Source organism: Streptomyces ureilyticus, from assembly GCF_011045025.1.
In the GTDB taxonomy this organism is placed as follows: Bacteria; Actinomycetota; Actinomycetes; order Streptomycetales; family Streptomycetaceae; genus Streptomyces; species Streptomyces ureilyticus.
The window spans coordinates 1-22,956 of record NZ_JAAKZX010000041.1 but is presented as its reverse complement, the minus strand read 5'-3'; the positions used below and the strand labels follow the sequence as shown (position 1 = coordinate 22,956).

At 68.9% G+C, this 22,956-nt stretch carries 21 protein-coding genes and 2 pseudogenes; 6 read left to right on the top strand and 17 right to left on the bottom strand.

Features of this window, described 5'->3' with window-relative positions:
* Positions 1-23: 23 nt before the first annotated feature.
* Positions 24-803, bottom strand: a complete 780-nt coding sequence (locus G6048_RS15640) for an IclR family transcriptional regulator (RefSeq protein ID WP_165340144.1) — start codon at positions 801-803, stop codon at positions 24-26.
* A gap of 207 nt (positions 804-1,010) precedes the next feature.
* Between G6048_RS15640 and G6048_RS15635 the strand changes: the two genes are divergently transcribed.
* Entirely contained in the window at positions 1,011-2,195 is a 1,185-nt protein-coding gene (locus tag G6048_RS15635; RefSeq protein WP_165340143.1) for an FAD-dependent oxidoreductase, read from the top strand.
* A 78-nt stretch (positions 2,196-2,273) separates the two neighbouring features.
* On the opposite strand, the gene G6048_RS15630 is transcribed toward G6048_RS15635, so the two are convergent.
* From G6048_RS15630 to G6048_RS15575, 12 genes are all read right to left on the bottom strand, one after another.
* Positions 2,274-2,588: a non-heme iron oxygenase ferredoxin subunit gene (locus G6048_RS15630; protein ID WP_165340142.1), complete on the bottom strand. Its 315-nt coding sequence runs from the start codon at positions 2,586-2,588 to the stop codon at positions 2,274-2,276.
* Positions 2,585-3,409 (bottom strand): SDR family NAD(P)-dependent oxidoreductase, encoded by an 825-nt coding sequence (locus G6048_RS15625; RefSeq protein ID WP_165340141.1) that lies wholly within the window; start codon positions 3,407-3,409, stop codon positions 2,585-2,587. The genes G6048_RS15630 and G6048_RS15625 overlap by 4 nt, the downstream gene beginning before the upstream one ends.
* Positions 3,406-3,933, bottom strand: coding sequence for an aromatic-ring-hydroxylating dioxygenase subunit beta (locus G6048_RS15620; RefSeq protein ID WP_165340140.1), 528 nt, complete (start codon positions 3,931-3,933; stop codon positions 3,406-3,408). Before G6048_RS15620 ends, G6048_RS15625 begins: the two co-directional genes overlap by 4 nt.
* Before the next feature lie 31 nt (positions 3,934-3,964).
* Entirely contained in the window at positions 3,965-5,161 is a 1,197-nt protein-coding gene (locus G6048_RS15615; protein WP_165340139.1) for an acyl-CoA dehydrogenase family protein, read from the bottom strand.
* Positions 5,162-5,197: 36 nt separating this feature from the next.
* Positions 5,198-6,301, bottom strand: coding sequence for an acyl-CoA dehydrogenase family protein (locus G6048_RS15610; protein WP_206341633.1), 1,104 nt, complete (start codon positions 6,299-6,301; stop codon positions 5,198-5,200).
* 30 nt (positions 6,302-6,331) lie between these two features.
* A complete protein-coding gene (locus tag G6048_RS15605; RefSeq protein WP_165340138.1) occupies positions 6,332-7,651 on the bottom strand; it encodes an aromatic ring-hydroxylating oxygenase subunit alpha in 1,320 nt (439 codons plus the stop codon).
* 113 nt (positions 7,652-7,764) lie between these two features.
* Positions 7,765-8,526, bottom strand: a complete 762-nt coding sequence (locus G6048_RS15600; protein WP_165340137.1) for a dienelactone hydrolase family protein — start codon at positions 8,524-8,526, stop codon at positions 7,765-7,767.
* Between the two features lie 28 nt (positions 8,527-8,554).
* Positions 8,555-10,084 (bottom strand): AMP-binding protein, encoded by a 1,530-nt coding sequence (locus G6048_RS15595; RefSeq protein WP_165340136.1) that lies wholly within the window; start codon positions 10,082-10,084, stop codon positions 8,555-8,557.
* Positions 10,081-12,384 (bottom strand): CaiB/BaiF CoA-transferase family protein, encoded by a 2,304-nt coding sequence (locus G6048_RS15590; RefSeq protein WP_165340135.1) that lies wholly within the window; start codon positions 12,382-12,384, stop codon positions 10,081-10,083. The genes G6048_RS15595 and G6048_RS15590 overlap by 4 nt, the downstream gene beginning before the upstream one ends.
* A gap of 110 nt (positions 12,385-12,494) precedes the next feature.
* Positions 12,495-13,703 (bottom strand): NAD(P)/FAD-dependent oxidoreductase, encoded by a 1,209-nt coding sequence (locus G6048_RS15585; protein ID WP_165340134.1) that lies wholly within the window; start codon positions 13,701-13,703, stop codon positions 12,495-12,497.
* Positions 13,704-13,846: 143 nt separating this feature from the next.
* The gene (locus G6048_RS15580; RefSeq protein WP_165340133.1) at positions 13,847-14,374 is read right to left on the bottom strand and encodes a gamma carbonic anhydrase family protein; all 528 of its coding nucleotides are present in this window, start codon (positions 14,372-14,374) and stop codon (positions 13,847-13,849) included.
* 2 nt (positions 14,375-14,376) lie between these two features.
* Positions 14,377-15,228 carry an alpha/beta fold hydrolase gene (locus G6048_RS15575; protein WP_165340132.1) on the bottom strand — a complete coding sequence of 284 codons (852 nt, stop codon included), beginning with the start codon at positions 15,226-15,228 and terminating at the stop codon, positions 14,377-14,379.
* 295 nt (positions 15,229-15,523) lie between these two features.
* Between G6048_RS15575 and G6048_RS15570 the strand changes: the two genes are divergently transcribed.
* The 3 genes and pseudogenes from G6048_RS15570 (at position 15,524) to G6048_RS51385 (ending at position 16,832) form a co-directional block, all read left to right on the top strand.
* Positions 15,524-16,162, top strand: coding sequence for an alcohol dehydrogenase catalytic domain-containing protein (locus G6048_RS15570; protein WP_165340131.1), 639 nt, complete (start codon positions 15,524-15,526; stop codon positions 16,160-16,162).
* 18 nt (positions 16,163-16,180) lie between these two features.
* A pseudogene (locus G6048_RS51390) lies at positions 16,181-16,495 on the top strand (NAD(P)H-binding protein); the annotation flags it as partial.
* Positions 16,496-16,520: 25 nt separating this feature from the next.
* Complete coding sequence (locus G6048_RS51385) at positions 16,521-16,832, top strand: NAD(P)-dependent oxidoreductase (protein WP_328826079.1); 312 nt, start codon at positions 16,521-16,523, stop codon at positions 16,830-16,832.
* A gap of 175 nt (positions 16,833-17,007) precedes the next feature.
* On the opposite strand, the gene dmpG is transcribed toward G6048_RS51385, so the two are convergent.
* From dmpG to mhpD, 3 genes are read right to left on the bottom strand one after another with little or no spacing between them, the layout of a single operon-like run.
* The gene (dmpG, locus tag G6048_RS15560) at positions 17,008-18,024 is read right to left on the bottom strand and encodes a 4-hydroxy-2-oxovalerate aldolase (protein ID WP_165340129.1); all 1,017 of its coding nucleotides are present in this window, start codon (positions 18,022-18,024) and stop codon (positions 17,008-17,010) included.
* The gene (locus tag G6048_RS15555; protein WP_165340128.1) at positions 18,021-19,016 is read right to left on the bottom strand and encodes an acetaldehyde dehydrogenase (acetylating); all 996 of its coding nucleotides are present in this window, start codon (positions 19,014-19,016) and stop codon (positions 18,021-18,023) included. The genes dmpG and G6048_RS15555 overlap by 4 nt, the downstream gene beginning before the upstream one ends.
* Positions 19,013-19,846: a 2-keto-4-pentenoate hydratase gene (gene mhpD / locus G6048_RS15550; protein WP_165340127.1), complete on the bottom strand. Its 834-nt coding sequence runs from the start codon at positions 19,844-19,846 to the stop codon at positions 19,013-19,015. Before mhpD ends, G6048_RS15555 begins: the two co-directional genes overlap by 4 nt.
* A 194-nt stretch (positions 19,847-20,040) precedes the next feature.
* On the opposite strand from mhpD, the gene G6048_RS50935 reads away from it, so the two are divergent.
* Both G6048_RS50935 and G6048_RS15545 read left to right on the top strand, forming a co-directional pair.
* Positions 20,041-20,172 carry a hypothetical protein gene (locus tag G6048_RS50935; RefSeq protein WP_268978797.1) on the top strand — a complete coding sequence of 44 codons (132 nt, stop codon included), beginning with the start codon at positions 20,041-20,043 and terminating at the stop codon, positions 20,170-20,172.
* Positions 20,173-20,250: 78 nt separating this feature from the next.
* Positions 20,251-20,927: pseudogene (locus G6048_RS15545) on the top strand (IS6 family transposase).
* Between the two features lie 118 nt (positions 20,928-21,045).
* Here the strand turns inward: G6048_RS15545 and G6048_RS15540 are convergent.
* A complete protein-coding gene (locus tag G6048_RS15540; RefSeq protein ID WP_235989903.1) occupies positions 21,046-22,869 on the bottom strand; it encodes a helicase associated domain-containing protein in 1,824 nt (607 codons plus the stop codon).
* Positions 22,870-22,956 lie beyond the last annotated feature (87 nt).

Genomic DNA, 22,956 nt, shown 5'->3' with positions numbered 1-22,956 from the left:
CGACGTATGGCCGCCACCGCGGGTCATACGTCGCGCGGGAACCAGCGGGCGTGTTCCGGCAACCCCTGCTTGAGCTCCTTGGCCAGTTGTGCGGTGGTGTCCCGAAGCACGGTCCCGGTCTTGGGGTCGAGCTCCACGTCGGACGGATAGGCCACGGAGAGCGCCCCCACGGCAAAGCCCCGCACCACGATCGGCGCGGCGACACAGGCCAGGCCAAGCCTGGCCTCCTCGCGTTCACGAGCCAGTTCGCCCTGACGGATGCGCCGCAGCTCGGGGATCAGCTTGTCGACGTCTGTGATGGTGTGCGGTGTCAGGCCGGGGAGAGGGCTGGGCAGGAAGTGCTTCAGGTCTTCCAGGTTCTCGTGCGCCAGCATGGCCTTCCCCACGGCAGTGCAGCTGGCCGGCAACCGTACACCGACACCGTCCGGGTCGGACGATTTGCTGTTGCGCGCCACCTTTTCCAGGTACACGACATCGAACTGGCGCAGGACCCCCAGTTGCACGGTGTGTCCCGTCCATCGGTGAAGCCTGGCCATGTGTGGCATGGCCGCATCCCGCATGACGCCCGCCGGAGTGGTGCTGCCCAACTGGAACAGCTCGATCCCGATCCGGTACCCGGCGCGGTGGTGCTCGATCGCGCCCAGTTCGATCAACCGGGCCAGCAGCCGGTGCACGGTGGACTTGGGCAGCCCCGAGGCACGGGAGAGCTCCGTCAGGGTCATCACGCGTTCATGACTGTTGAACGCCCGCAGCACGTCGAAAGCCTTGGAGAGGATCGACGGCGGATTCTCGGCGATCAGCATCAGCCCTCCGTTCGGCCTGGCACATACGACGGACCGCACACCCAGGTTTCGTCCGCATCTCAGCAGTATGAAACCCCCACCCAGGCCGTGCGGTCCAGGTTCCAGCCACTGGAACACTCCATGTCATCCCTGGTCACCGGTCCGTAGCGTAAGTAGACGGCTTGCTCTGCGCTCGCGCAGCCGATGAGGCGGAAAGGAGAAGCCGCTATGCAGGACGCACAGGTCGTCGTCGCAGGAGCCGGCCCCGTGGGGCTGCTCACCGCCCTGGGACTGGCCAGGGCGGGCCTGGACGTCACGGTGCTCGAAGCAGCGTCCGGGATCGAGCCGCGACCGTACGACATGGTCTACCACTGGGCGGTTCTGCCCGGGCTGGAGGACCTCGGCCTCCTGGAGGAGCTCTGCCAGGCCGGCGTCGTGGCACACACCAGATCCTTCGTCGTTCCGAGCACCGGTGAGCGGTTGGTCCTCGACCTGCGGTCCCTCACGGACGAGGTCGAGCATCCTTTCGAGTTGCTCGTCCCGTCCCATGTGCTGGCCAGGATCGTGGTCGACCGGCTGGCCCGCCACCCCCGGGTCAGGTTCGAATGGGGCACACGCCTGACCGATGTGTGGCAAGACTCGCACGGCGTAACTGTGACGGCAGATACCCCGCACGGCGTCTCCACCCTGCGGGCAGCGTGGCTGGTCGGTGCCGACGGGGCGCACAGCCAGGTCCGGCGGTCGCTGGGCATGGGCTTCCCCGGCGTGACCTGGCCCAAGCGGTTCGTGGCCGCCGATATCCGGTTCGACCTCGCCGGGCTCGGGATGTCTCCCTCCTCTTGGCAGCTCGATCTCGACAACGGCGCGCTGATCGGTCTGGCCGACGACACGGGCCTGTGGCGGTACACCTTCGCGGAGAGCCGGCTGCTGCCGGAGGAGACGATCTCCGACCGCATGTCCGCCGTGTTCAAGGCCGTGCTGCCGCACGGGGCCGACCCGCTGCTGGAGAGCTGGGCGGCCTCCCGGGTCCATGAGCGTGCGGCCGAGAGCTTCCGGTCGGGACGGGTCGTACTCGCCGGAGACGCCGCCCACGTCACCAACCCGAGCCGTGGCTTCGGCCTGGCCTGCGGGATCTTCGACGCCCTCGCACTCGCCCGGCTGCTGGTCTCCGTGGTGCACGGCGACGCGGAACACACGGTTCTCGACCAGTACGCGGAGGACCGCCGCAAGGTCTTCGAGGAGTCCGTGTCCCCGCTGTCGGCGCAGGCCATGCGTCTGCTGTTCCTCACCGAGAGCCCGGAGCGGTTCGCCGAGGGAGTCGAGCACTGCCGCCGTATGGCCGCCGATCCGCACCTGCTCCGCGGCCACCTCCTCGAGAGCCTGGAACTGCGCGGCACGTTGTTTCTTCCATGAGACGTTTCTGCCGTGAGACCGGCAGTGAGGCCCACAGCGTTGCGCTGTGGGCCTCACCGTCGCTGAGCCGGCTCGCGCTCAGCCGACGACGAACACCTTGCCGTCGTCGATCTCTGTCGCGTACGTCCGGAGCGCCACGGTGGCGGGGAAGCAGAGTGCCTCGCCCGTGCGGATGTCGAACCGCGCCATGTGCAGCGGGCAGGTCACCTCGCAACCCTCCAGGTCGCTGTCGGACCCGAGCGACCACTTCTCGTGGGTGCAGGTGTCGGCCGTCGCGTAGAACTCTCCTTCCTCCGTGTGGTACACGGCGATCGGCGGGTCCCCGGGCACGGTGATGGCCGTGCCCGGCGCAACGTCCTCGGCCAGGCAGGCGAAGCGGCGTTCGGTGGTCATGGCCCAAGCCGTCCTTCCTGACCCGAGCCGGAGAGCCAGGGCCAGTACTTGGCCGTGGCTCCGCCGTCGACGGTGATGTTGCTTCCGGTGATCATCGAGGACTCGTCCGAGGCGAGGAACACCACCGCGGGGACGTAGTCCTGGGGAGTGGGCAGCCGGCCCATCGGGAAAAGACCCTGAAAATTCATCGGGTACTCGCTGGGCCCGGCCATCAGTCCCACGAGCTCACGGGCCCGCTCAGGGTCGTCGGGAAGGGTCACGGTGGGAGTGAAGCCGTTGACCCGGATGCCGTGCCTGGCCAGTTCCATGGCGGCGGAGCGGGTGAAGTTGATCAGCCCGCTCTTGCCGGTGGAGTAGCCGATGTTGCCCGGTTCACCCTGCCAGGCCGCCGTGGACAGGATGTTGATCACGCTACCGTGAGTGCCGGCGTCAATCATGTGCATGGCGACTTCGCGGGTGAAGAGGAAGGATCCGCCAAGGATCACGTCGAGCTGCCGACGGTAGTCCTCGACGGTCATCGTCAGCAGCCCGCGCTTGTGGAACCACACGGCGCTGTTGACCAGGATGTCCACGCGCCCCCAACGGGCCACCGCCTGCTCCACGACCTCCGGGGCGTGCGCCGGGTCGGTGACGTCGCCGATGGCGGCGATCGCCTCGCCGCCCGCCGCCTCGATGGCCGCGACGGACGGCTTGACCGACTCCTCGTCGAGCCCGGTGCACACCACCCGGGCGCCCTCGGCGGCGAGTCCCGCCGCTATGGCACCGCCGATGAGCGGGCCGGTACCGGTCACGATCGCGACCTTGTCCTGCAGGCGGTTCACAGGATCACGCTCACCTTGCCGTGCGGGTGCAGCGCGTCGAGGTCGAGTACGGACTTGCGGAGCTCGTAGCGGAAAGATCCGTCCTCGTCCTGAAGCAGGATGTGCCGGTACTGGCCGACATACGTGTCGACCGTGCCCGAACGCACCCGGTACACCGCGAAGTTGGCAGTGACGGTCAGCCGTCCGTCGGTGGCGTCGGTGACCCGCACATTGGTGATCAGGTGCCGGGTACGGGAGTGCGGGTACTCGGCGTGTGCGGCGCGGGTGAGCAGCGAGTTCACCCGCTGCTCCAGCAGGAAGCGGTCGTCCTGGATGAGGAAGAGATCCCGCGCGGGGTCGCCGTCCGGCTTGTCGGTGGACGGAACCTGGTACTGCCCGTGCGGGGCGAACAACTCCAGCCACTCGTGCAGCCGCCATGTGTCGAGCAGCTCGGCCTCCTCGTAGAGGTAGCGTTCCACCGAGCGGACCAGGCTGTCGGGGACATTCGCCGGTGCGATCGGCGGGGTGGGGGCTTGGGTGGCCATTGCGACTCCTTGTTACGTGTCTGCGCTCGGTTCAGCCGACCAGTCGGCCCATGAGTGAGCGGCCGGCGATGATGCGCTGGATCTGGCCCGACCCCTCGAAGATGTCCATGATCTTCATGTCCCGGTACCACTTCTCCAGGAGCAGTTCCTTGCTCCAGCCCTCGGGCCCCAGGAGCTGGATGCAGCGCCGGACCACGCGCTCGCAGGACTGCGGCGCGTAGCCCTTGGCCGCGGCGGCGGCCGCGGTGTCGCTGCGGTCCTTGCCGATGTCGACGAGATACTGGGCGCGCAGGACGAGTCGGCGGCCCCGCTCCAGCGTGTGCTCCATGTTCTCCAGCTCGGTCTCGATCTGGGACCACCGCTGCGGAGTGAACCCCGCCTTCTGCCCGACCAGGAGGCCCTTGGTGACATCCAGCGACGCCTGGGCCAGGGCGATGGCCATGGAGGAGATGCGAGGACGGTTGTGGACCAGAGCGGCGAACGCACCGCTGCGGCCGCTGGCCCTGGTCTCCGCTTCGCCCTCGGCCGTCCAGCCGAGCCGGTTCTCCAGCGGGACCACACAGTTGTCGAAGAACAGTTCGGACGTCACCCAGCTGCGGATGCCCAGCTTGCTCTCGCTGACCTTGGGAACGGTGAAGCCCGGCGTTCCCTTGGGCACCACGAAGGAGCTGATGCCCTTGGCGCCCAGCGACTTGTCGACCGTGGCGAACACGGTGACGTACTCACCGGTGGCTCCGTTGGTGCAGAAGATCTTGGTGCCGTTGATCACCCAGGTGTCGTCCTCGCGGGTCGCGGTGGTGGACACCAGGGAGGTGTCCGAACCGAAGCCCGGCTCGGTGAGTGCGAAGCCCGTCGGGGCGCCCCCCTCCACGATGGGGTCGTACCACTTGGCGACCTGCTCGGGCGTGCCCATGGCTTCCACGACCAGTTCGCCGATGCCGCCGCCCAGCACGGGCGGCACCCACACGTCGCCGTAGACGAGCGCTTCCGTGATCACCGCCTTGGACACATAGTCGCCCTCCTCGAAGTCCGGTACGGAACCCTGTTCGGGCTTGTCGGCGCGGCCGAGCGGGACCGGGCTGGTGTCGAGGATCTCGGCCCAGTTCGCCGGCGGGGCGTGCCGGTCGTCGGCCTCTCGCGCGTATGGCCGGCACTCGGCGACCGACCATTCACGTACCGTATTGGCGTAGTCGGCCAGTTCCTTGCTGATCTCGAAGGGCAGGCTCATGACTCCTCGTTCTCTGTGATCGGGTCTGTGGGGCGCTCAGAGCGCGGGGGTGAAGGCCGACCGCAGCGGGTCGAAGTCGATGGCGGAGAGCGCTGCCGCGCTCCGGTACCACTGCTCGACCGGGTGCTCGTCGATGAAGCCATGGCCGCCGAGTGTCTGTACGGCGGTCCGCGTCGCCTCTGCGGCCACCTCACTGGCGTAGTTCACGGCTCGGGTAACGGCGGGTGCGGCCTCGGTGTACCGCTCCGCGTCGACCAGGACAGCCGCCTCGAACACCTCAGCGCGCACTTCGTAGATCCGCATCAGCGCTTCGGCCAGCGGGAAGGAGACGCCCTGGAATCCGGCGATCGGCTTTCCAAAGGCGACACGCTCGGTGGCGTAGGCCGACGCGTACTCCACCGCGCGCGTCGCGGTGCCCACCTGAGCCGCGGCCAGGGCCAGACGCAGGCGGTGCACGGTTCCGGCGAGTTCTTCGCCGTCGATCGCCGCGGCGGCCGCCAAGGTCACGTCGAACGACACGGTGGCCAGGGCGGCGGCGTCCAGCGCGAGGCCGGGTGTCGTTCCCCGCACGCTGACTCCGGCGGCCGAGACGGGCACGAGCGAGGCGCGCAGCGCCCCGGTGTCCGCGTCGCGGCCCACCACGATCAGGGGGTCGGCCGTCTCGGCGAATGCTACGGCGACCTTGCGGCCCTTGACGCGCACGGTTCCGTCGGGCGCGGTGCTGATGGTGGTGGTGAAGTCCTCGGGGCCCCGCCCGTATCCCTCGTAGAGGGCGACGGCGCCGCGGGCCTTGGGGTCCTCGCTCAGGCGGGCAAGGCCGGCGGTCTGCTCCGGCGAACCGTGACGGGACAGCAGCAGCGCGGGAGCGCCACCCCACAAGGCCGCCATCGTGAGACCGGGATCGCCGTACGCCAGGTTCTCGATGGCGATCATCTGCGTCACGGTGTCCGGAATCCCCCCGCCGCCGAGTTCCTCCGACAGCGGCATGGTCAGACCGGTGTCCACCAGGGTCCGCCACACGTCGTCCGGTACGGCTCGTTCCTCCTCCGCCGTCCGCGCTGCGGGGGCCAGAACGTCGAGTCCGATGGCGCGGGTGAGTTCGGCGACGGCGAGATGCTCTTCAGTGGGCTGCAGATCCATGATCGACTCTCTGCTTTCGGTTGGAGGGGGCTACTTGGCCTCTGCGGTCGCGGAGGCCGGCCGCTGCCGCTGTCCGGCGAAGAAGTCCGGAAGCGGGGCCTGCGGTTCTTCGGGGAGCGCCTCCCCCGCGACCAGCTCGTGCCAGCGGCGCCACCACGTGCGCATCTGGTATTCGCCGTTCATCCCCTTGTGAGGCGTGTGCATCCCACGGGAGATGTCGGACCAGGGCAGTTCCCGCTGGGCCGCGTAGGACCGCTGGCACGTCTCCAGTGCCTCCACGTCGTCGGGCGAGGCGAGTCCGCCCGGACCCCAGAAGGTGAGGAAGTTGTCCAGGCGCTGCCTGTGCAGTTCCTCGCCCTCCTCCGGTGGCACCAGCTGCCAGGCACTGACTTCCATGTAGTCGGGCGTGACGGGCTCGATCCTGCGGATCAGCACGCCCATGACCAGGTCGATGACCACCAGGTTGGGGAAGATCACCAGGTTGCGGGTGCCGCCCATGCGATCCACCCACGCGTCGCCGTGCGTCTGACGGAGCCGCTCGAAGTGTTCGGCCTTCTCGTGTTTGGCCTCCTCGGACAGCGGCCGTCCCAGCGCGGCGCCGCTCGCGGGAGTGCCGGCCATGACGGCGTGGCCACCGCCCAGGTTGACGGCTATGGAGTTCGAGGCGAAGGAGATGTCGGCCTTGCCGTGGGCGGCGGTGATCATCTCCAGATAGCGTTGGTGGGTGGAGACGAGGTGGTAGCCGTCGTAACTGTTCTCCGTCAGGAGCTTCCAGTTGGCCTTCACCGAGTACTCGTGCGTGCCTGGCAGGACCCTCATGCCGACCTCGGACTGGTCGGACACCAGGTCCAGGTACTCCTTGGCGCCCGCCAGGTAGGTGGGGAGATCGACGATGTCCGGATCGAAGCTGACGAAGACGAAACCGCGGTAGGAGCCGACCTTCGCGGGAGCCGCCAGCCCCGGTCGCTCGAAGCCGGCCCCGTAGCCCGCGTCGTCGGGGATCGAGACGACCTCGCCCGAGTTGTTGAAGCTCCAGCCGTGGTAGAAGCAGGTCATGAAGCGAGCGTTGCCCTTCGGCTCACGGCACAGCATCGCACCGCGGTGGGGGCAGGAGTTGACCCAGACCCTCACCTTCCCCTTGGCGTCCCGGGCCAGGATCAACGGCCGCCCGGCCACGGTTCGGGTGACGTAGTCGTTGGGCTTGGCGAGTTCGGTCTCGTGACCGATGTAGAGCCAGCTGTGGTCGAAGATGCGCTCGCGCTCCACGGCGAACACAGCCGGATCCGTCATGACCTTCCGGTTCACCCTGAAGCGGGGGATTTCCTGGTCGACCTCGATGTATTCAGACACCTGTAGTCCGTCCTTTCCTGTCCCAATGGCACCGTGCCGTGGAGCTGCATGTGGCGCTCCCCCCGGTTCCGGCGGCTGGAACCGGGGCGTCGAATTCACAGAAGTGAAAGGAATTACGCGCGGGCCGCGCTTGCGACACGCCTTTGCCATTCCGCGGCCAATGGCGTGGGCCGCGGCACCACGCGCCGATCGAGCCACTCGATGGTTCGCTGCCACGCGTCGAAAGAGGCCACGTGCGCCAGGGTCTCGCGGGCGTCGCGATAGAAATCCCGGGCGACGCCCGGATAGGTGACCACTTCCGTGTGGGCCGGCGAGCCGCCCAGGTACGAGCCCAGCCTGGCCAGGACGTCCGCAGGGGCACCGGGGTCCTGCTGACCGAACAGTCCGAGCCACGGCGTCCGGACGTGCCGGGCCACTTGGATCAGCGGCGGCAGGGCGTCGGACCATGCGTCCGCCACTCCGGACGGGGCGATGCTCACCGCCGCGCCGAGTGCGAACTCGGCGGTGGCCAAGAGTGCCGTCCGGCCCCCGAAGCCGTAGCCGACGAGGCCCACCTGCGCCGGCGACCAGCCGCGTTCACCCAACCGCCCCACCAGCACGGCGACGTCGCTCACCAGATCCCGGTCGGTCGTGCCGGTCGGGTCGCCACCGGTGGGCGACAGGTCGACGGCGACGGACTCGTATCCGTGCTCGGCCAGTCCGTTCATGAACCCGGCGGCGTCCCGTTCCAGGGCGCCAGCGTCGCAGAGCACGATCGCCGCGCCTCTCGGGACACCGCCGAGCTCGATCCGGGCCACCGGCAGCGACCTACCTGATCCATGCCTGAACGAGTCCTCCGCAACACTCGGCTCGATCCGCGGAAATGCGATGTCCATGCGCATGTACCTCCATGGCGGCCACGTTCTATGGCTCACGCAACTTGCTCTTGAGTACTTTTCCCGAGGCGTTCCTCGGGAGCTGCGCCACGAAATCCACCACGGTCGGGCTCTTGTAGCCCGCGAGGTATTCCTTGGCGTACGAAATGACCTCGCCCTCTGTCAGCGAGGGCTGTGCGGGCGCCCGTACGACGACGGCCCGCACCGTCTCGCCCCACCGGCGGGAGGGGGCCCCGATCACCGCGACCTCGGCGATCCCCGGGTGAGTCGAGAGGACGTGCTCCACCTCGGTCGGGTACACGTTCTCGCCGCCCGTGATGATGACGTCCTTGAGCCGGTCGCACAGATGGAGATAGCCACCGCGCAGGAACCCGGCGTCGCCGGTGCGCAGGAACCCGTCCGGGGCGAGAACATGTGCCGTCTCCTCCGGGGCCTCCCAGTACGCGGACATCGCCGTCGGTGTCTTCGCCCAGACCTCGCCCACCACGCCTTCGGCGACGTCCTTCTCCGTCAGGGGATCGACGACCCGTACCGTCACTTCGGGAAGTGGGAGCCCGGCCGAGCCCAGTCTGCCGTCGGTGTCGGCCAGATCGTGGTCCTCGGGAGGCAGCACCGTGATGCCGATGGTCTCCGTCGAGCCGTAGAACTGGAGGAACTTGCAGCGGAAGCGGCGCAGGCAGGTCCGCAGCAGGTCGGGGTCCATGGGAGAGCCGGCATAGGCGATGGTGTCGAGGGCGGAGAGGTCGTAGTGGTCGACGTCCTCGTCCTGGAGGGCCTGCAGAACCGCGGGCACGACCATGGTCGTGGTCACCCGGTGGCGTTCCACGACTTCCAGCACCGAGCGGGGTTTGGCATCGGCGGACAGCACGCAGTGGGCCCCGACGGCCAGTGCCGCGATCGCTGTGTTCAGCCCTGCGGCGTGGAAGAGGGGAAGCGCCGCCAGCAGAACGGATTTTTGGGTGACGCCCATGACGCCGGCGGCGCTGAACGTCGCGCGCACGGCCCGGCCGTCGAACAGCGCGGCCTTGGGCACTCCAGTCGTGCCGGAGGTGTACATCATGAACGCTGGATCGGAGTCCGTGGTCACGGCAGGGGGCTCCTGCGGGTTCTGGCAGAGAAGCCATTTCTCGTAGTCGTCGGTCTCGTCCCCGATGACCACGACGGTTTCCACCGTCGTAAGCTCGTCCCGGACAGGGGTGAGCTTGCCGACGAGATCCTCCGAGACGAACAGCACTCTGGGGCGCGCGTTGTTGACCACGAAGAGCAACTCCGGCGGGGCGAGCCGCCAGTTCGCGGCGACGCTCACCCAACCCGCCATCGACGCACCGAACAGGACCTCGAAGAACTCGGGCCTGTTGCGGCCCAGGTAGAGCACCCGCTCCCTCGCACCCGGCGCGGAACCGGCGAGCCCCTGTGCGACACGGCAACTGCGTTCGTACACCTCGCGCCAGTTCCGGGTCACACCGTCGTAGGTGAGACAGGCAGCTTCGGGTGTGCGTGTCGCCCACGTGCGGCAGATCGCCGCAAGTGCGGCCGTATCTTCGGGAATGTGCGTCATTTGTGCGTGATTCCGTACGGGCTGTCGCCCACCAGACGCTTTTCGGCGAGCTCCCGTATCTCCGCCTCGGTGCACCCGAGTTCGGTCAGCACGGCCTCGTTGTCCTGGCCGAACAGCGGGGCGGGGCCCACGGCCGGCGGACGGGGGGCGTGGGAGAAGCGCATGGCCGGTGCGAGGTGTCGCACCGTACCGGCGACCGCATGGTGCACCGGGAACGGCCGCTGCCGATGAACGAGTTGAGGGTGGTCGGCGAGATCCAGACCGACGGCCATGACGGCCGCGGGCACCCCCGCGGAACGAAGGGCCGCCACGATCTTTTCGGCGGGCTCCCCGGCACACGCGTGGGCAAGGCCGTCGTCGAGCTGCGCATGCCGTTCGCGGCGTCCTTCGGCCGTCGCGAACTCCGCGTCGGCGGCCCAGTCGTCGCGGCCCAGGACACGGCACAGGGCTATCCACTGCGCGTCGGTCGTGACGGAGATCGCGATCCAGTCGTCGTCGGCGCACGGGTACATCCCCTGCGGGATCGCGAGCGGGGATCTGTTACCGGCACGTGTGCGCGGCTCTCCAGTGGCCGACGCTTCGATCACCGGGCGGGCGGTCAGCTGTATGGCGACATCGCCCAGCGCCAGCTCCGCGCACACGGCCTCGCCGGTACGGCGGCGCCGCCGGATCGCCGTCAGCAGTACCAACGACGCTAGGTGCGCGGAGAACGGGTCGGTGACCGTGCCGGTGACAACCGGTTCGCCGTCCTCGTACCCGGTCATCTGGGTGACCCCTGCGGCCGCTTCGGCGGTGTAGGTGAACCCCGGGCGGTTATGCCAGCTGCCCGTGAGCCCCCATGCGGGCATGCGGACGACGATGAGGTCCGGGTTGACCTCGCGCATGCCGTCGAAGTCCAGTCCCCGGTCGTCAAGCACGCGAGGCGTGTAGTTCTCCAGCACCACGTGCGCGGTGGCGATCAACCGCTTTGCCAGGTCCAGGCCCTTGGCGTCGGAGAGGTCCAGTGTGACCTCCCGCTTGCCGATGTTGGGGCCGAGGAAGGGGCCTGCGCGCTCCCACGAGCGGTTCACGGTCATGGGATTGCCCGAGAAGCGCATGGCGTCGGGGCGGTTCACCGCCTCCACCTTGATCACCTCGGCGCCCAGGGAGGCGAGATGGGCCGTGGCCAGGGGCCCCGCCTGGAAGGTGCCGAACTCCACGACGCGCAGGCCCTTCAGAGGCTGCGCGGGGTCCGCCTCGGCAGTGGCCGCAGCGGGAGTCCGCACGCTCGGGCGCGAGATCCGGAACGGCGGTGCAGGCTGTAGGAAGCCGGCTTCCGGATGCCGTACGAAGGAGTTCCGCTCGGCGTACGGCGCCAGCTCGGCGACCGTGTCGGGCGAGGTCAGCGGGACCACGGGCACACGGTGGAGCACACCGAGCTCGGTCAGCTCCTCGACCGTGTGGCGCTCGGTGAACCGCCGGACCAACGGGGTGATCTCGGTGCCGTTGTACAGCCGGTCCGAGACCATGTCGAACCGGGAGTCGTCCAGTTCGGGCACCCTTGCCATCTCCTTGAACGCCTTCCACTGCGCGTCCGTGACGGCGACGACGCACACCCAGCCGTCCTTCGCGCGTTCGACACCGGGAACGGGGTTCTGCGGGATCGGGTAGCGCGTGTGGGGAGAGAGCTGGGAGAACAGCCAGGGGAACTGGAGCAGTCCGACCAGCGCCTCGAAACGCGAGACGTCGACGTCGATCGCCGAGGCCGCCCCGGCCTCGGTGCTCAACAGCGCTGACACCGCACCCACGGCCGCGCACGCTCCGGCCGTGAGCTCGCCAAACTCCACGCCGCTGGCGACCGGCGGACGGTCCCCTCTGGGGTGGAGCACGGTGAGGCCGGCCTCGGCCTGGAGTGTGAACTCGGTCGCCGGCAACTTGGCGAACGGGCCGTCGAGCCCGTAGTCGGAAACGGTGACGACGACCAGCCGCGGATTCTCCCTGCGCAGGGCTTCCGCCAGCGCCCGGAATCCCGGCAGGTCGTCGTCGCAGATCACGACGGCCGGGCCGGTCGCGAGTTCCGGCACCAGCCGGGCGACGGCGGTCCTGGCGTCCGCGAGTTCATCGGAGTCGCACCGCACCACGCGCTTGCCCTGGTGCAGATGACTCACGTAGGCCTCGTATCCGGCGTCCTGCGCCGTCGGCCGTTCGCCGGCACGCGGCTCAAGGCGTACCACGCGGGCGCCGACATCGGCTAGCAACCTGCCGCAGTACATGGTCGAGACCCGGCTCCCGGCCTCGACCACGGTGACATCGTGAAGCATCTTTCACCCTCCCGTCAGCGGTGTCCTGCACCTTCGCGCGGCCCGCGGCCACCGGACAGCGGTGGTTCCGTCGGCTGGAACAGCCCGGCGGCCTCGTGGGCCCGCACTACTCACGCGGCTTCCAGCAGGCCCAGGCCGAGGTCACTGACCTGCGCCCCGGAGGCGACCGCCTTGCGGCAGGACATGAAGGTGCGCGGATCATCGACGACCAGGGCGCCGACGGCCCGCCCCGCCTCATCGGCGTAGACGGCGGTCATCCCGCTGTCTTCGATGCCGCCTCGCAGCGCGCTCAGCCGGCCCTCAGCGGGCCTGCCGACGATCTGGATGCGCTGACCGTACTGGTCGGACCAGACGTAGGGCACCTGGGCCCGTGGCGCCTGCTGCCCGAGGATGTCGGCCGCGACGATCTCCCCGTGCTCCCCGGCATTGGTCCAGTGCTCGATGCGCAGCGACTTGCCGCACATCGGGTGATACCGGTGAGCGATGTCACCTGCGGCGTAGACCGCGCCCACGCCCACGCCCGTGACACGCAGCCAGCTGTCGCAGGCCACCCCGTTGGCGAGATCGAGCCCGGAGGACTCCAGCCAGTCCGTGGCGGGACGTGCGCCGATGCCGACGACGACCAGGTCGGCAGGGAGGGTGCGGCCGTCGGCCAGGACGACACCGGTTACCCGGCCCCGTCCGTCGTCGGTGAAGCTGCTGAATCCGACGCCGGCCTCGACCGCGACGCCGTTCATGGCGTGAATGCCCGCCAGCATCCGACCTACCCGCTCACCGAACAGATGGGCCATGGGGATCGGCTGCGCTTCCACGACACAGACGTCCAGCCCGCGCGCCCGGGCCGCTGCAGCGAACTCGGCGCCGATGAAGCCGGCCCCGATGACCACCACCCTGGGCGAACGGTCGAGTTCGGCTCGCAGCGCCCACGCGTCGTCGGCCGTCCGAAGGGTGTGGACGCCCGAGAGGTCGCCGGTACCCGGCAGTGTGCGCGGGGTGACCCCCGTGGCGAGGACCAGCCGGTCGAACGGCAACCGCTCGCCCCCGTCGGTCGCCACGCGCCGCTCGGTGAGGTCGAGACCGACCGCCTTCACGCCGAGCATCAGCTCGATGCCGCGTTCGTCGGCCTCCTGTTTCGTCAGCAGGACGGGAGGCTCGCCCGCACGGTCGGGGGCCAGCACCTCCTTGGACAGGGCCGGCTTGTCGTACGGCTGGTGCCGCTCCTCGCCGACGAGGGTGATGCGCTCCTGGAAGCCCCCCTGCCGGAGAGCCTGCGCCGTACGCACGCCCGCCACCGAGGCGCCGATGATCAGAACAGTCATGCATGCACTGTCGGAATTACCGGCAGCGGCCACAATGTCGAGTGCCGGTCACTGGAACTCATTGCCATGAACGCCACCGATAACGGCAGTTGCCCCGGGACCGGCCTTGATCGGACCGATCCCGGGGCAGCTCCCGCCCATGCTCACCGAACTGGTTTGATTCCCGCGGCGTGTCTTCGCGCCAACACCTCATACACACCTGGGTTGTTCAGTATCCACTGCTCGGCGGTCGTTCCGACGATGGACCGCTTGACCACCGCCGGAATACCCGCCACCAGGGCCTCCGCCGGGAAGTCCGAACCGGCCGGTACCAGCGAATGCGCGGCGACGAGCGACCGCGCCCCGACCCGCGCACCGTCGAGCACGGTGCTGCCGTTCCCGATCAGTGCCTCTTCCCCGATGACCGCGCCGTGCACGACGCACAGATGCCCCACGGTCGCGCCGGGACCGATCTCCGTGGGCAGATCGGGTGGTCCATGCAGCACACTGCCGTCCTGCACATTGGCTCCTCGGCGCACTGTGATGCGGGAGTAGTCGCCCCGCAGGACCGCGTTGTACCAGACCGACGCGCCCGCCTCGATGACAACGTCGCCGATCAGTACGACGGAGGGCGCGACGAACGCGTCCGGGTGGACGGCGGGTGCGATCCCGTCGAGCTCGTACAGTGGCACTGTCACAGGCTCCCGCTGACGAAGCCGCGCACGGCGGCCACGAAACGGTCGTGCTGCTCGATCTGCGTCCAGTGGCCGCACTTCCCGATGCCGTACAGCCGCACGTTCGGGAGGTGGTCGAAGAACCACTTGCCGCCGTCGAAGACAACGAACCGGTCCTCACGCCCGTGGATGACGAGAACATCCTGCTCGATCTTGGCCGCGTCCTCGGGCGTCAGCGCCCACGGCCGGTCGAGGACGTCTACGAAGGTGGCCCGGTGGGAGCGCTCCACATCCGGCCGCACGGCGCGCGGGATCCGCTGCTCCGCGATCTTCCGCAGGTCCCCGCCGAACAGCTGCGGGTCGTAGACGAACTGTTCCAGCATGTGCTGCATGGCCTCGGTCGTCGGATTGTCGTAGAACAGGGCCAGCGACGGGATCGCGGGACCGGGCGGAATCGGCGAACCGCCGGAACCCATGAGAACGATCTTCTCGACCCGCTCCGGCGCCTGCAGCGTCGCACCGAGCGACCATATGCCGCCCATGGAGTTGCCGACGAAGACCGCCTTCTCCAGTCCCAGCTCGTCCAGCAGCCCGATCAGGGTGTCGACTCGGAGCTGGGTGAAGGCCGCCAGGCCCTGCGGCGGCGGCTCGGGGTGGCTGGAGTCGCCGAAGCCGATGACGTCCGGCGCGAGGCAGTAGTAGTCGTTCCCGAGATCCTTCAGCACCGCCTCCCAGTTCGAGAGGCCGGTCGCGCCCGGCCCGGAACCGTGCAGGAATAGGAGGGCCGGCTTGGACTTGTCACCGGAAGCGTTCAGCTGGAATTCGTACTCTCCGACCGCGACCTTGGTCGTGGTGATCGGTGCGTCGGCCATGCTCACTCCTCACTTGACATGTGCTGCAGACCGCCATGATTCACACGCCACCGTTGTGACGGCAGGAGGTTGTTCCACCCCCCGGAACCCCGTCACTCGCGCGTTGGCGTCCACGCGGCAGAAACAAAGCTGAATCCGATCCCCCTGGACATGTCGAGCACGTCTCGACCGAGCGAGCGCACGGGCGCCGCCCCGGCCACGCCACGGGCTCCGGGCGTCATCGTGCCGCCTCCGGGGTTCCAGCAGCCGAAACCGGCGCTCGGCAGCTCTGGCCGTCCGGCCTAGCGTCGCCGTCATGCGAGCAGCTGTCATTACAAGAGCCAGAGGGGCCCCTGCGCTGCAGGAGGTCGACGAACCCCTCCCGACCGAGCACGGCACGGTTGTGACCGTCACGGCCGCCGGGGTCAACCCGCAGGACTTGGTGGTCGCGGTCGGAGTCAACCAACCTCCGCCGGTTCCCTATGTGCCGGGCTCCGAGGGCGTCGGCACCGTCGGTGACGGAACTCGCGTCTACTTCGGACGCACGCACCTGCCACATGGCTCGTTCGCTGAGCGGGCGGTCACCTTGGCGGACTCGGTGCAGGAGATCCCGGACGCGTTGGCGGACGGTGCCGCGCTCGCGATCGGCGTGGCCGGAATCTCCGCGCGGCTGTCCCTGACCTGGAAGGCCTGTCTCCGCCAGGGTGAGCAGGTTCTGGTCCTCGGGGCCACGGGCAGCGTCGGTCGGATTGCGGTCCAGGCGGTCAAAGTCCTCGGTGCCGGACGGGTGGTGGCGGCGGGCCGCAACCCCGCCGTGCTCGACGCCATCAAGGAGCGGGGAGCGGACGAGGCCGTCCGGCTGGACGACGACTGTCCCGCCGCGCTCCGACGGCGAGCCAGGGCGGATTCGACCTGGTGGTGGAGATGCTCTACGGAGCGCCGATGCTCGCGGTGATGAAAGTGAGCACAGTCCATGGCTGAATCAAACAGCACGCCCGGTCCGTCGTTGAACGTCGCGGTGGTGGGTGCCACCGGCAACGTCGGCCGCCCCCTGATCGCCGAGCTCATCGCACGGGGACACCGGGTCACCGCCGTGACAACCCATCCGGAACTCGTCGCATCCCACCCGTCGGTACGGACCGTCGAGGCCGACGCCAACGACTCCGCCCAGCTCGTGCCCGTCATCACGGGCCACGACGTGGTCGTCACGGCGATCCAGTACGCCAAAACAGACCACGCCCCGGCTGATCTCGTCCGTCAGGGAATCGAAGGCGCCGCTCTACTTCGTCACGGGCGGAAGCGGAACCCTGCTCGTGCCGGGCACGAAGACACGCGTCATGGACACGGACGTCTTCCCCCCGGAATTCGCGAAATCGGCCGCCGCCGCGGCGCACTTCTGGAAGCTGCTGGAGCAGGTCGACGACCTGGACTGGATCTACCTCGCTCCGCCGCCCGGAATCGGCCCGGGTGAGCGCACCGGCCGTTTCCGTCGTGGTGGTCGGGAACTGCTCCAAACCCCGGGCGGGACGCTGCCCGGGATCTCGTTCGACGACTACGCCATCGCGATCGTCGACGAGCTGGAGAGTCCCTCACACATCCGCGACCGATTCACGGTCGCCTACTGAAGCAGGCATCAGGGGCCGACGGCCGGCACCGGAGCCAGTACCAGGGCAGGGGCCTGATCCCGGTGGATCAGGCCCCTGTCGGCTTTCCGCGCCAACAGCGATGAGGAGCAGGCACAAGACACGAGATCACTCAGCGTGTCCCGCGAAGGCACCCGCCGCCCCGCCCTCCCCGCCGTCAGGCCGACGACGCCTGGGACACGAGGTCGAGGGCGATGTCGGTGATCATGTCCTCCTGGCCGCCGACCATCTTGCGGCGTCCGACCTCGACGAGAATGGCGCGGGTGTCGATGCCGTAACGCTCGGAGGCCTTCTCGGCGTGCCGCAGGAAGCTCGAGTACACGCCCGCGTAGCCGAGAGTGAGAGTCTCGCGGTCCACCCGCACCTCGCGGTCCTGCAGCGGTCGTACGATGTCGTCGGCGGCGTCCATCAGGGGGAACAGGTCGCAGCCGTGCTCCCAGCCCATCAGGTCGGCGACCGCGATGAAAGCTTCCAGGGGGCAGTTGCCCGCCCCGGCGCCCTGCCCTGCGAGGGAGGCGTCGACGCGGGTGACGCCGTTCTCGACGGCGACGACCGAGTTGGCCACGCCCAGGCCGAGGTTGTGGTGGGCGTGGATGCCCAGTTCGGTGGCCGGGTCCAGGACGTCCCGATAGGCGCGGAAGCGGTCGCGGACGCCGTCCATGGTGAGGCGGCCCCCGGAGTCGGTTACGTAGACGCAGTGCGCGCCGTAGGACTCCATCAGCTTGGCCTGGCGGGCGAGTTCGGCCGGTTCGGCCATGTGGGACATCATCAGGAACCCGGCGACGTCCATGCCCAACTCGCGCGCGGCGGCGATGTGCTGGGCGGAGATGTCGGCCTCGGTGCAGTGCGTGGCTATGCGCACCGAGCGGATGCCGAGGGAGTGGGCCTGCTTCAGTTCGTGGATGGTGCCGATACCGGGGAGCAGCAGGGTGGTGGGGGTCGCCTGGTGTACAGCGTCCACGACCGCTTCGATCCACTCCCAGTCGGTGTGCGCGCCGACGCCGTAGTTGATGCTGGAGCCGGACAATCCGTCGCCGTGGGCGATCTCGATGGCGGACACTCCGGCCGTGTCGAGGGCGGCGGCGACGGTGCGGGCCTGGTCGACGGTGTAGCGGTGGCGGACGGCGTGCATGCCGTCCCGCAGGGTGACGTCCTGGACGTACAGACGGGTCATCGGGACGCCACCTCCGGGGCGATGGGGGTCCCCCCGCTCGAGCGAAGCCGAGAGTGGGGGAGTTCGGCCATGCGCTCCGCGGTGCGCAGCGCGGCCGAGGTCATGATGTCGAGGTTGCCGGCGTAGGCCGGCAGGTAGTGGGCGGCGCCCTCCACCTCCAGGAAGACGGACACCTTCAGTGCGTCGCCACCGCCGGGGGCGAGGGTGTGCAGCGGATCGTCAGCGGCCACCCGCTCGAACTGCACCATCTGCTTCAGGCGGTAACCGGGCACGTACGCCTGCACCCGCCCGACCATCTCTTCGATCGACGCGGTGACGGCCTCGGTGGCGCAGTCGGAGACCAGGCAGTGCACGGTGTCACGCATGATCAGCGGCGGTTCGGCCGGATTGAGGATGATGATCGCCTTGCCGCGCGCCGCGCCACCCACCTTCTCGATGGCCGACGACGTCGTCTCGGTGAACTCGTCGATGTTGGCCCGGGTACCCGGACCGGCGGAGCGGGACGAGATAGAGGCGACGATCTCGCCGTAGTGCACGGGCGTGGCGGCGTTCACGGCGGCGACGATCGGGATGGTGGCCTGGCCGCCGCAGGTGACCATGTTCACGTTCGTCGCGTCCAGATGCGCGGCGCCGTTGACCGGCGGGACGACGTACGGTCCCAGTGCGGCGGGGGTGAGGTCGACCACCGTCTTGCCGTGCGCGCGCAGCACCTCGTCGTGGTGGCGGTGAGCGCCGGCGGAGGTGGCGTCGAAGACGATCCTCACGTCCTGGAACTCGTCCATGGCGACCAGGCCGTCGATGCCCTCGTGCGTGGTGGCGACCTTGAGGCGCTTCGCCCGGGCGAGACCATCGGAATCCGGATCGATGCCCACCATGGCAGCGATCTCCAGGCTCTCCGAGAGCCGCAGAACCTTGATCATGAGGTCGGTGCCGATGTTCCCCGAGCCGATGACGGCCACCTTGGTACGGGGAGAAGGTGTTGTGGTGGTCACTGCTGCCCTGCCTTCTGGTCGGATGCGGGTGCGAAGCCGACGCGTACGGAGCCGAGTCCGGAGATGACCGCTTCGAAGCGGCTGCCGGGGGTGGCGACAGCCATGGGGCCGAGGGCGCCGGTCAGCACGACGTCGCCGGCGCGCAGCGGATCGCCCATCCCGGCCAGCGTCGACGCGAGCCACACGGCCGCGTTCAGGGGGCCGTCGAGGCAGTCGGCGCCGGTGCCGTGCGAGACCTCCTCGCCGTCGCGGCTGAGCGTCATGCGCACGGCGCGCAGATCGACAGAGGTCAGCGGCACTGGTGTTGCGCCGAGGACGAACAGGCCGGAGGAGGCGTTGTCGGCGACCGTGTCGATCAGACTGATGTCCCAGTCCGCGATCCGGCTGTCGACGATCTCCAGGGCGGGGAGGGCGAAGTCCACTGCTCGCAGCACGTCGGCGACCGTCGTGTCGGGGTGCGGCAGGTCGGCCGCCAGCACGAGCGCGACCTCTGCCTCGATCTTGGGCTGGAGCAGCCGCCCGTAGGGCACCGTCCCGCCGTCGGGCACCGCCATGTCCGCCAGCAGCGCGCCGAAGTCCGGCTGATCTACGCCGAGTTGGGCCTGCACCGCAGGCGAGGTCAGACCGATCTTGCGACCGACGAGGCGACCGCCCCGAGCGAGCTTGCGCTCGACGTTGAGGCGCTGCACGGCGTAGGCGCTGCTCACATCTCCGGCAGGCAACTGGTCGCGTACCGGCGGACATGGCGTACCGGACTGCTCAGCCTCCCAGAGGGCGTGGGCCGTTTTTTTCGTCTCCGGGGAGGGCGTGCGGGACGAATGGGACGGCATGGGCGACCTCCGGAAGTGCGGGTGCAGCAATCGAATGCGGCACTCCATGGATAGACGACACACCCCGAGCACGGCAGAACATGTTCCATTAACCGGAACAGTTCAGTTCACGGTCAGTACCCCTGATGGTCAGGGGAAGCCACATCAGCTTCGACGCGCCCAGATCGGCGGTGTTCCAGCGGTCGCCCGCGTAGATGTGCTTGGTACCGGAGGCGCACTGGACGGTGATGACGTTCGCGGTCTGCCTGCCGGAGGTGCGTGTGCCGGGAGCGGCGAAGTCACGGAACGACGACCAGGTGCCGCTCAGCGACGTGGCGGTGGCGTAGATGTTGTCGTCCAGGCACTGTCACGTTGGCTGACCGGTGGGATGATCTTCTGGTTGATCAGCCTGGGAAGGGTTGTCCGTGGGGAGCGCGTCGCTGTCGTACAAGGGTCACCGGTACCCGGTCGAGGTCATCTCCCACTGTGTGTGGCTGTACTTCCGCTTCCCGCTGTCATTCCGCGAGGTCGAGGAGCTGATGCTCGAGCGCGGGATCGTCGTCTCCTACGAGACCGTGCGTCGCTGGTGCGCCAAGTTCGGGCAGGCCTACGCGGGCGCGCTGCGCCGCCGGCAGCCCCGGCCCGGTGACAAGTGGTACCTGGACGAGGTCTTCATCAAGATCAACAGCGAGCAGAAATACCTGTAGCGGGCCGTCGACCAGGACGGCAACGTCCTCGACATCCTGGTGCAGAAGCGCCGGGACAAGGCAGCGGCCAGGTGCTTCTTCCGCAGGCTGATGAAGAAGACGCGCATGGTGCCGCGGGTGGTCGTCACCGACAAGCTCCGCTCCTACGGCGCGGCCACCGCGAGGTCATGCCCTCCGTCGAGCACCGCCAGTCGAAGTACCTGAACAACCGGGCGGAGAACAGCCACCAGCCCACCAGGCAGCGCGAACGGGCGATGAAAGGCTTCCGCAGCGTGGGCGGAGCGCAGCGGTTCCTGTCCGCGTTCAGCGGTATCTCGCCCCACTTCCGGCCCCGCCGCCATCTGATGCCCGCCCACGACTACCGGGCCGATATGACCGTCCGCTTCGCCATCTAGGAGTAGATCACCGGCGTCGCCGGCCTCGCCACCACGGCCTGAACACAGCCCGGAACCAGGCTCCACCACACCACGACGCGCCGTCAGGCAGTCACACAGCCAACAACTGACAACGCCCTCAAGACCACTTCATCCCGACGGCATTGAGTTCCTGCACCCGCTCAGGGGCCAGGCGTTGCTTGCGGGCCTGGCAGTTGGCGATGAACACGCCTAGCGCACGGTCGTCGCCGTCCACGGTTTCCACGTGCTGGCGAGGGACGTTCAGGTGTCCTTCCCGCTGGTGATATTGGCGTGCGGCGGCGAGGTTGTCGGCCCACATCTGCGCCCGCGTCCTGCCCACGGCCCTCTGCCGGCCTGGCGCAGGTCCTGCCTGAGGCTGCTCCTGGTCCGGCGTCAGGTGCAGCACCTGCGTGAGCAGCCACTGTTGCGCGGGCAGCAAGCCGTCCCATACCGCAACGGTGCGCTGGGCGCCGGCCCACCGCCCGAGGTCCTCGCCCTGGACGACGATCTCTCCGGACACAGCGGGCAGTTCCCCGCCGCCGTTGACATGGGTGCGGGCGAGGTGGAAGCACCGCTGCCAGACGATGTCCCAGGCGGGGCACCAGGCAGGGTCGATCATCTCCAGTTTCCGCCACCGCCGCGGACTGTTGGGCTTCCCCGATGTCCGGCCCCCGTCAGGCCCGTTCTGTGCCGCTCGTTCTCGTCGCGCGGCGGCACGCTGGTCACGCAGCCAGATCCCCACGGGATAGCCCTGCCAGGTTGCCCCGGTGGGAGCGAGGAGGTGCCCGTGTTCCCCTGCCCAGCCACGCGCGGCGGCCAGGCCCCCGGAGAAGGCCACCTCGAGATGGGACCACACCATCCCGGCCGCATCCAGTTCCCGCACCCGTTCCTCGGCCAGGGTGCCCTGGCGGTAGGCGACGCGCTGCTTGGCGATCCACACCCCAAGTGCGAAACCATCGGGAGCGGTATACCCGTAGGGGACCCGCAGGTGCCCGTGATCGGCGGCGTAAGCGATCGCGGCCTGCACCCCCCGTCGCCAGTACTCGCCCTCGGGCCGCAGCACACGCGCCCTGATGAACGCCGCCAAATGCACCGGATCCCGGGCCGTGGAGAACCGCAGCAGCCCCTGCGCCGCCCCGCTGGCCACCCCACCCGCCGTCCCGCCTGCGGCCGAGGCAGCCTGTCGGCTGGGGGACTGGGGGACGGCGAGCTGCTCGACGGCCTCGGTATCGTGCGCCCGCAGCGCGGTCAGCACCTTCACCAGATGCGTGTACGACCGCGAGGCCAGCATCTCGTCCGGCTCCTCACCCGGCTCCAGGAACACCGGCACCACCAGCGAGGCCACCTTGCCCTCTCCGGGCTGCATCCGCAGCGCCCGGCCCACCGCCTGCACCACATCGGGCGTCGAGCCCCGCGCATCCACGAACACCACCGCATCACACGTCGCGGTATCGACCCCCTCGCCGAGCACACGCGCCGACGACAGCACGCACAGCTCCATCACGGCATCCTGGACCACCCCCGCGGAAAAAGTCTCCAGCACCCGCCGCCGGTGTACCGCCCGATGCTCCCCGCACAGCCAGTCCGCCCACACCGCCTCAGGCTCCGCGAACGATCCAGCATCGGCCTCCCACAGCGCCGCGGCCACCTGCCCCAGCCCGCCGGCGAAAGCCTCCGCTTCACTCGTGCGGTGATGAAACGTCAGCACCCGCTGCAGCCGGTGCTCCGCAGCAGCCTTCAAAACCGCCGTCTGCAAGGCCGCCAACCGCACCCCCCGCACCTCATCCGTGAACGCCTCTGCACCCACCAACCGCACCGCCGACAACTGCGGATCAGCAATATCCACGCAGACCACCTGGTACTGCGCGATCAGCCCCCGCTCGATCGCCTCCGACATCGTCAGCCGGTACACGACCGGCCCGAAGATCTCCTCATCGTCCATCGACGCACGGTCCGGCATCGCGGACCGGGCAGGAACACGAGCCCGACGGGACGGCTCTTCAGTGCTCGGAGTGCTCGGTGTGTTCAG

What these genes read in the sequence shown, in the direction of transcription:
- dmpG (WP_165340129.1), bottom strand. Translation starts at nt 18,024, where the DNA reads ATGACCCGTCTGTACGTCCAGGACGTCACCCTGCGGGACGGCATGCAC.
- G6048_RS15610 (WP_206341633.1), bottom strand. Translation starts at nt 6,301, where the DNA reads ATGGATCTGCAGCCCACTGAAGAGCATCTCGCCGTCGCCGAACTCACC.
- G6048_RS15620 (WP_165340140.1), bottom strand. Translation starts at nt 3,933, where the DNA reads ATGGCCACCCAAGCCCCCACCCCGCCGATCGCACCGGCGAATGTCCCC.
- G6048_RS15615 (WP_165340139.1), bottom strand. Translation starts at nt 5,161, where the DNA reads ATGAGCCTGCCCTTCGAGATCAGCAAGGAACTGGCCGACTACGCCAAT.
- G6048_RS15635 (WP_165340143.1), top strand. Translation starts at nt 1,011, where the DNA reads ATGCAGGACGCACAGGTCGTCGTCGCAGGAGCCGGCCCCGTGGGGCTG.
- G6048_RS15570 (WP_165340131.1), top strand. Translation starts at nt 15,524, where the DNA reads ATGCGAGCAGCTGTCATTACAAGAGCCAGAGGGGCCCCTGCGCTGCAG.
- G6048_RS50935 (WP_268978797.1), top strand. Translation starts at nt 20,041, where the DNA reads ATGTGCTTGGTACCGGAGGCGCACTGGACGGTGATGACGTTCGCGGTC.
- G6048_RS15575 (WP_165340132.1), bottom strand. Translation starts at nt 15,228, where the DNA reads ATGGCCGACGCACCGATCACCACGACCAAGGTCGCGGTCGGAGAGTAC.
- mhpD (WP_165340127.1), bottom strand. Translation starts at nt 19,846, where the DNA reads ATGCCGTCCCATTCGTCCCGCACGCCCTCCCCGGAGACGAAAAAAACG.
- G6048_RS15540 (WP_235989903.1), bottom strand. Translation starts at nt 22,869, where the DNA reads ATGGACGATGAGGAGATCTTCGGGCCGGTCGTGTACCGGCTGACGATG.
- G6048_RS15640 (WP_165340144.1), bottom strand. Translation starts at nt 803, where the DNA reads ATGCTGATCGCCGAGAATCCGCCGTCGATCCTCTCCAAGGCTTTCGAC.
- G6048_RS15595 (WP_165340136.1), bottom strand. Translation starts at nt 10,084, where the DNA reads ATGACGCACATTCCCGAAGATACGGCCGCACTTGCGGCGATCTGCCGC.
- G6048_RS15600 (WP_165340137.1), bottom strand. Translation starts at nt 8,526, where the DNA reads ATGGACATCGCATTTCCGCGGATCGAGCCGAGTGTTGCGGAGGACTCG.
- G6048_RS15585 (WP_165340134.1), bottom strand. Translation starts at nt 13,703, where the DNA reads ATGACTGTTCTGATCATCGGCGCCTCGGTGGCGGGCGTGCGTACGGCG.
- G6048_RS15590 (WP_165340135.1), bottom strand. Translation starts at nt 12,384, where the DNA reads ATGCTTCACGATGTCACCGTGGTCGAGGCCGGGAGCCGGGTCTCGACC.
- G6048_RS15630 (WP_165340142.1), bottom strand. Translation starts at nt 2,588, where the DNA reads ATGACCACCGAACGCCGCTTCGCCTGCCTGGCCGAGGACGTTGCGCCG.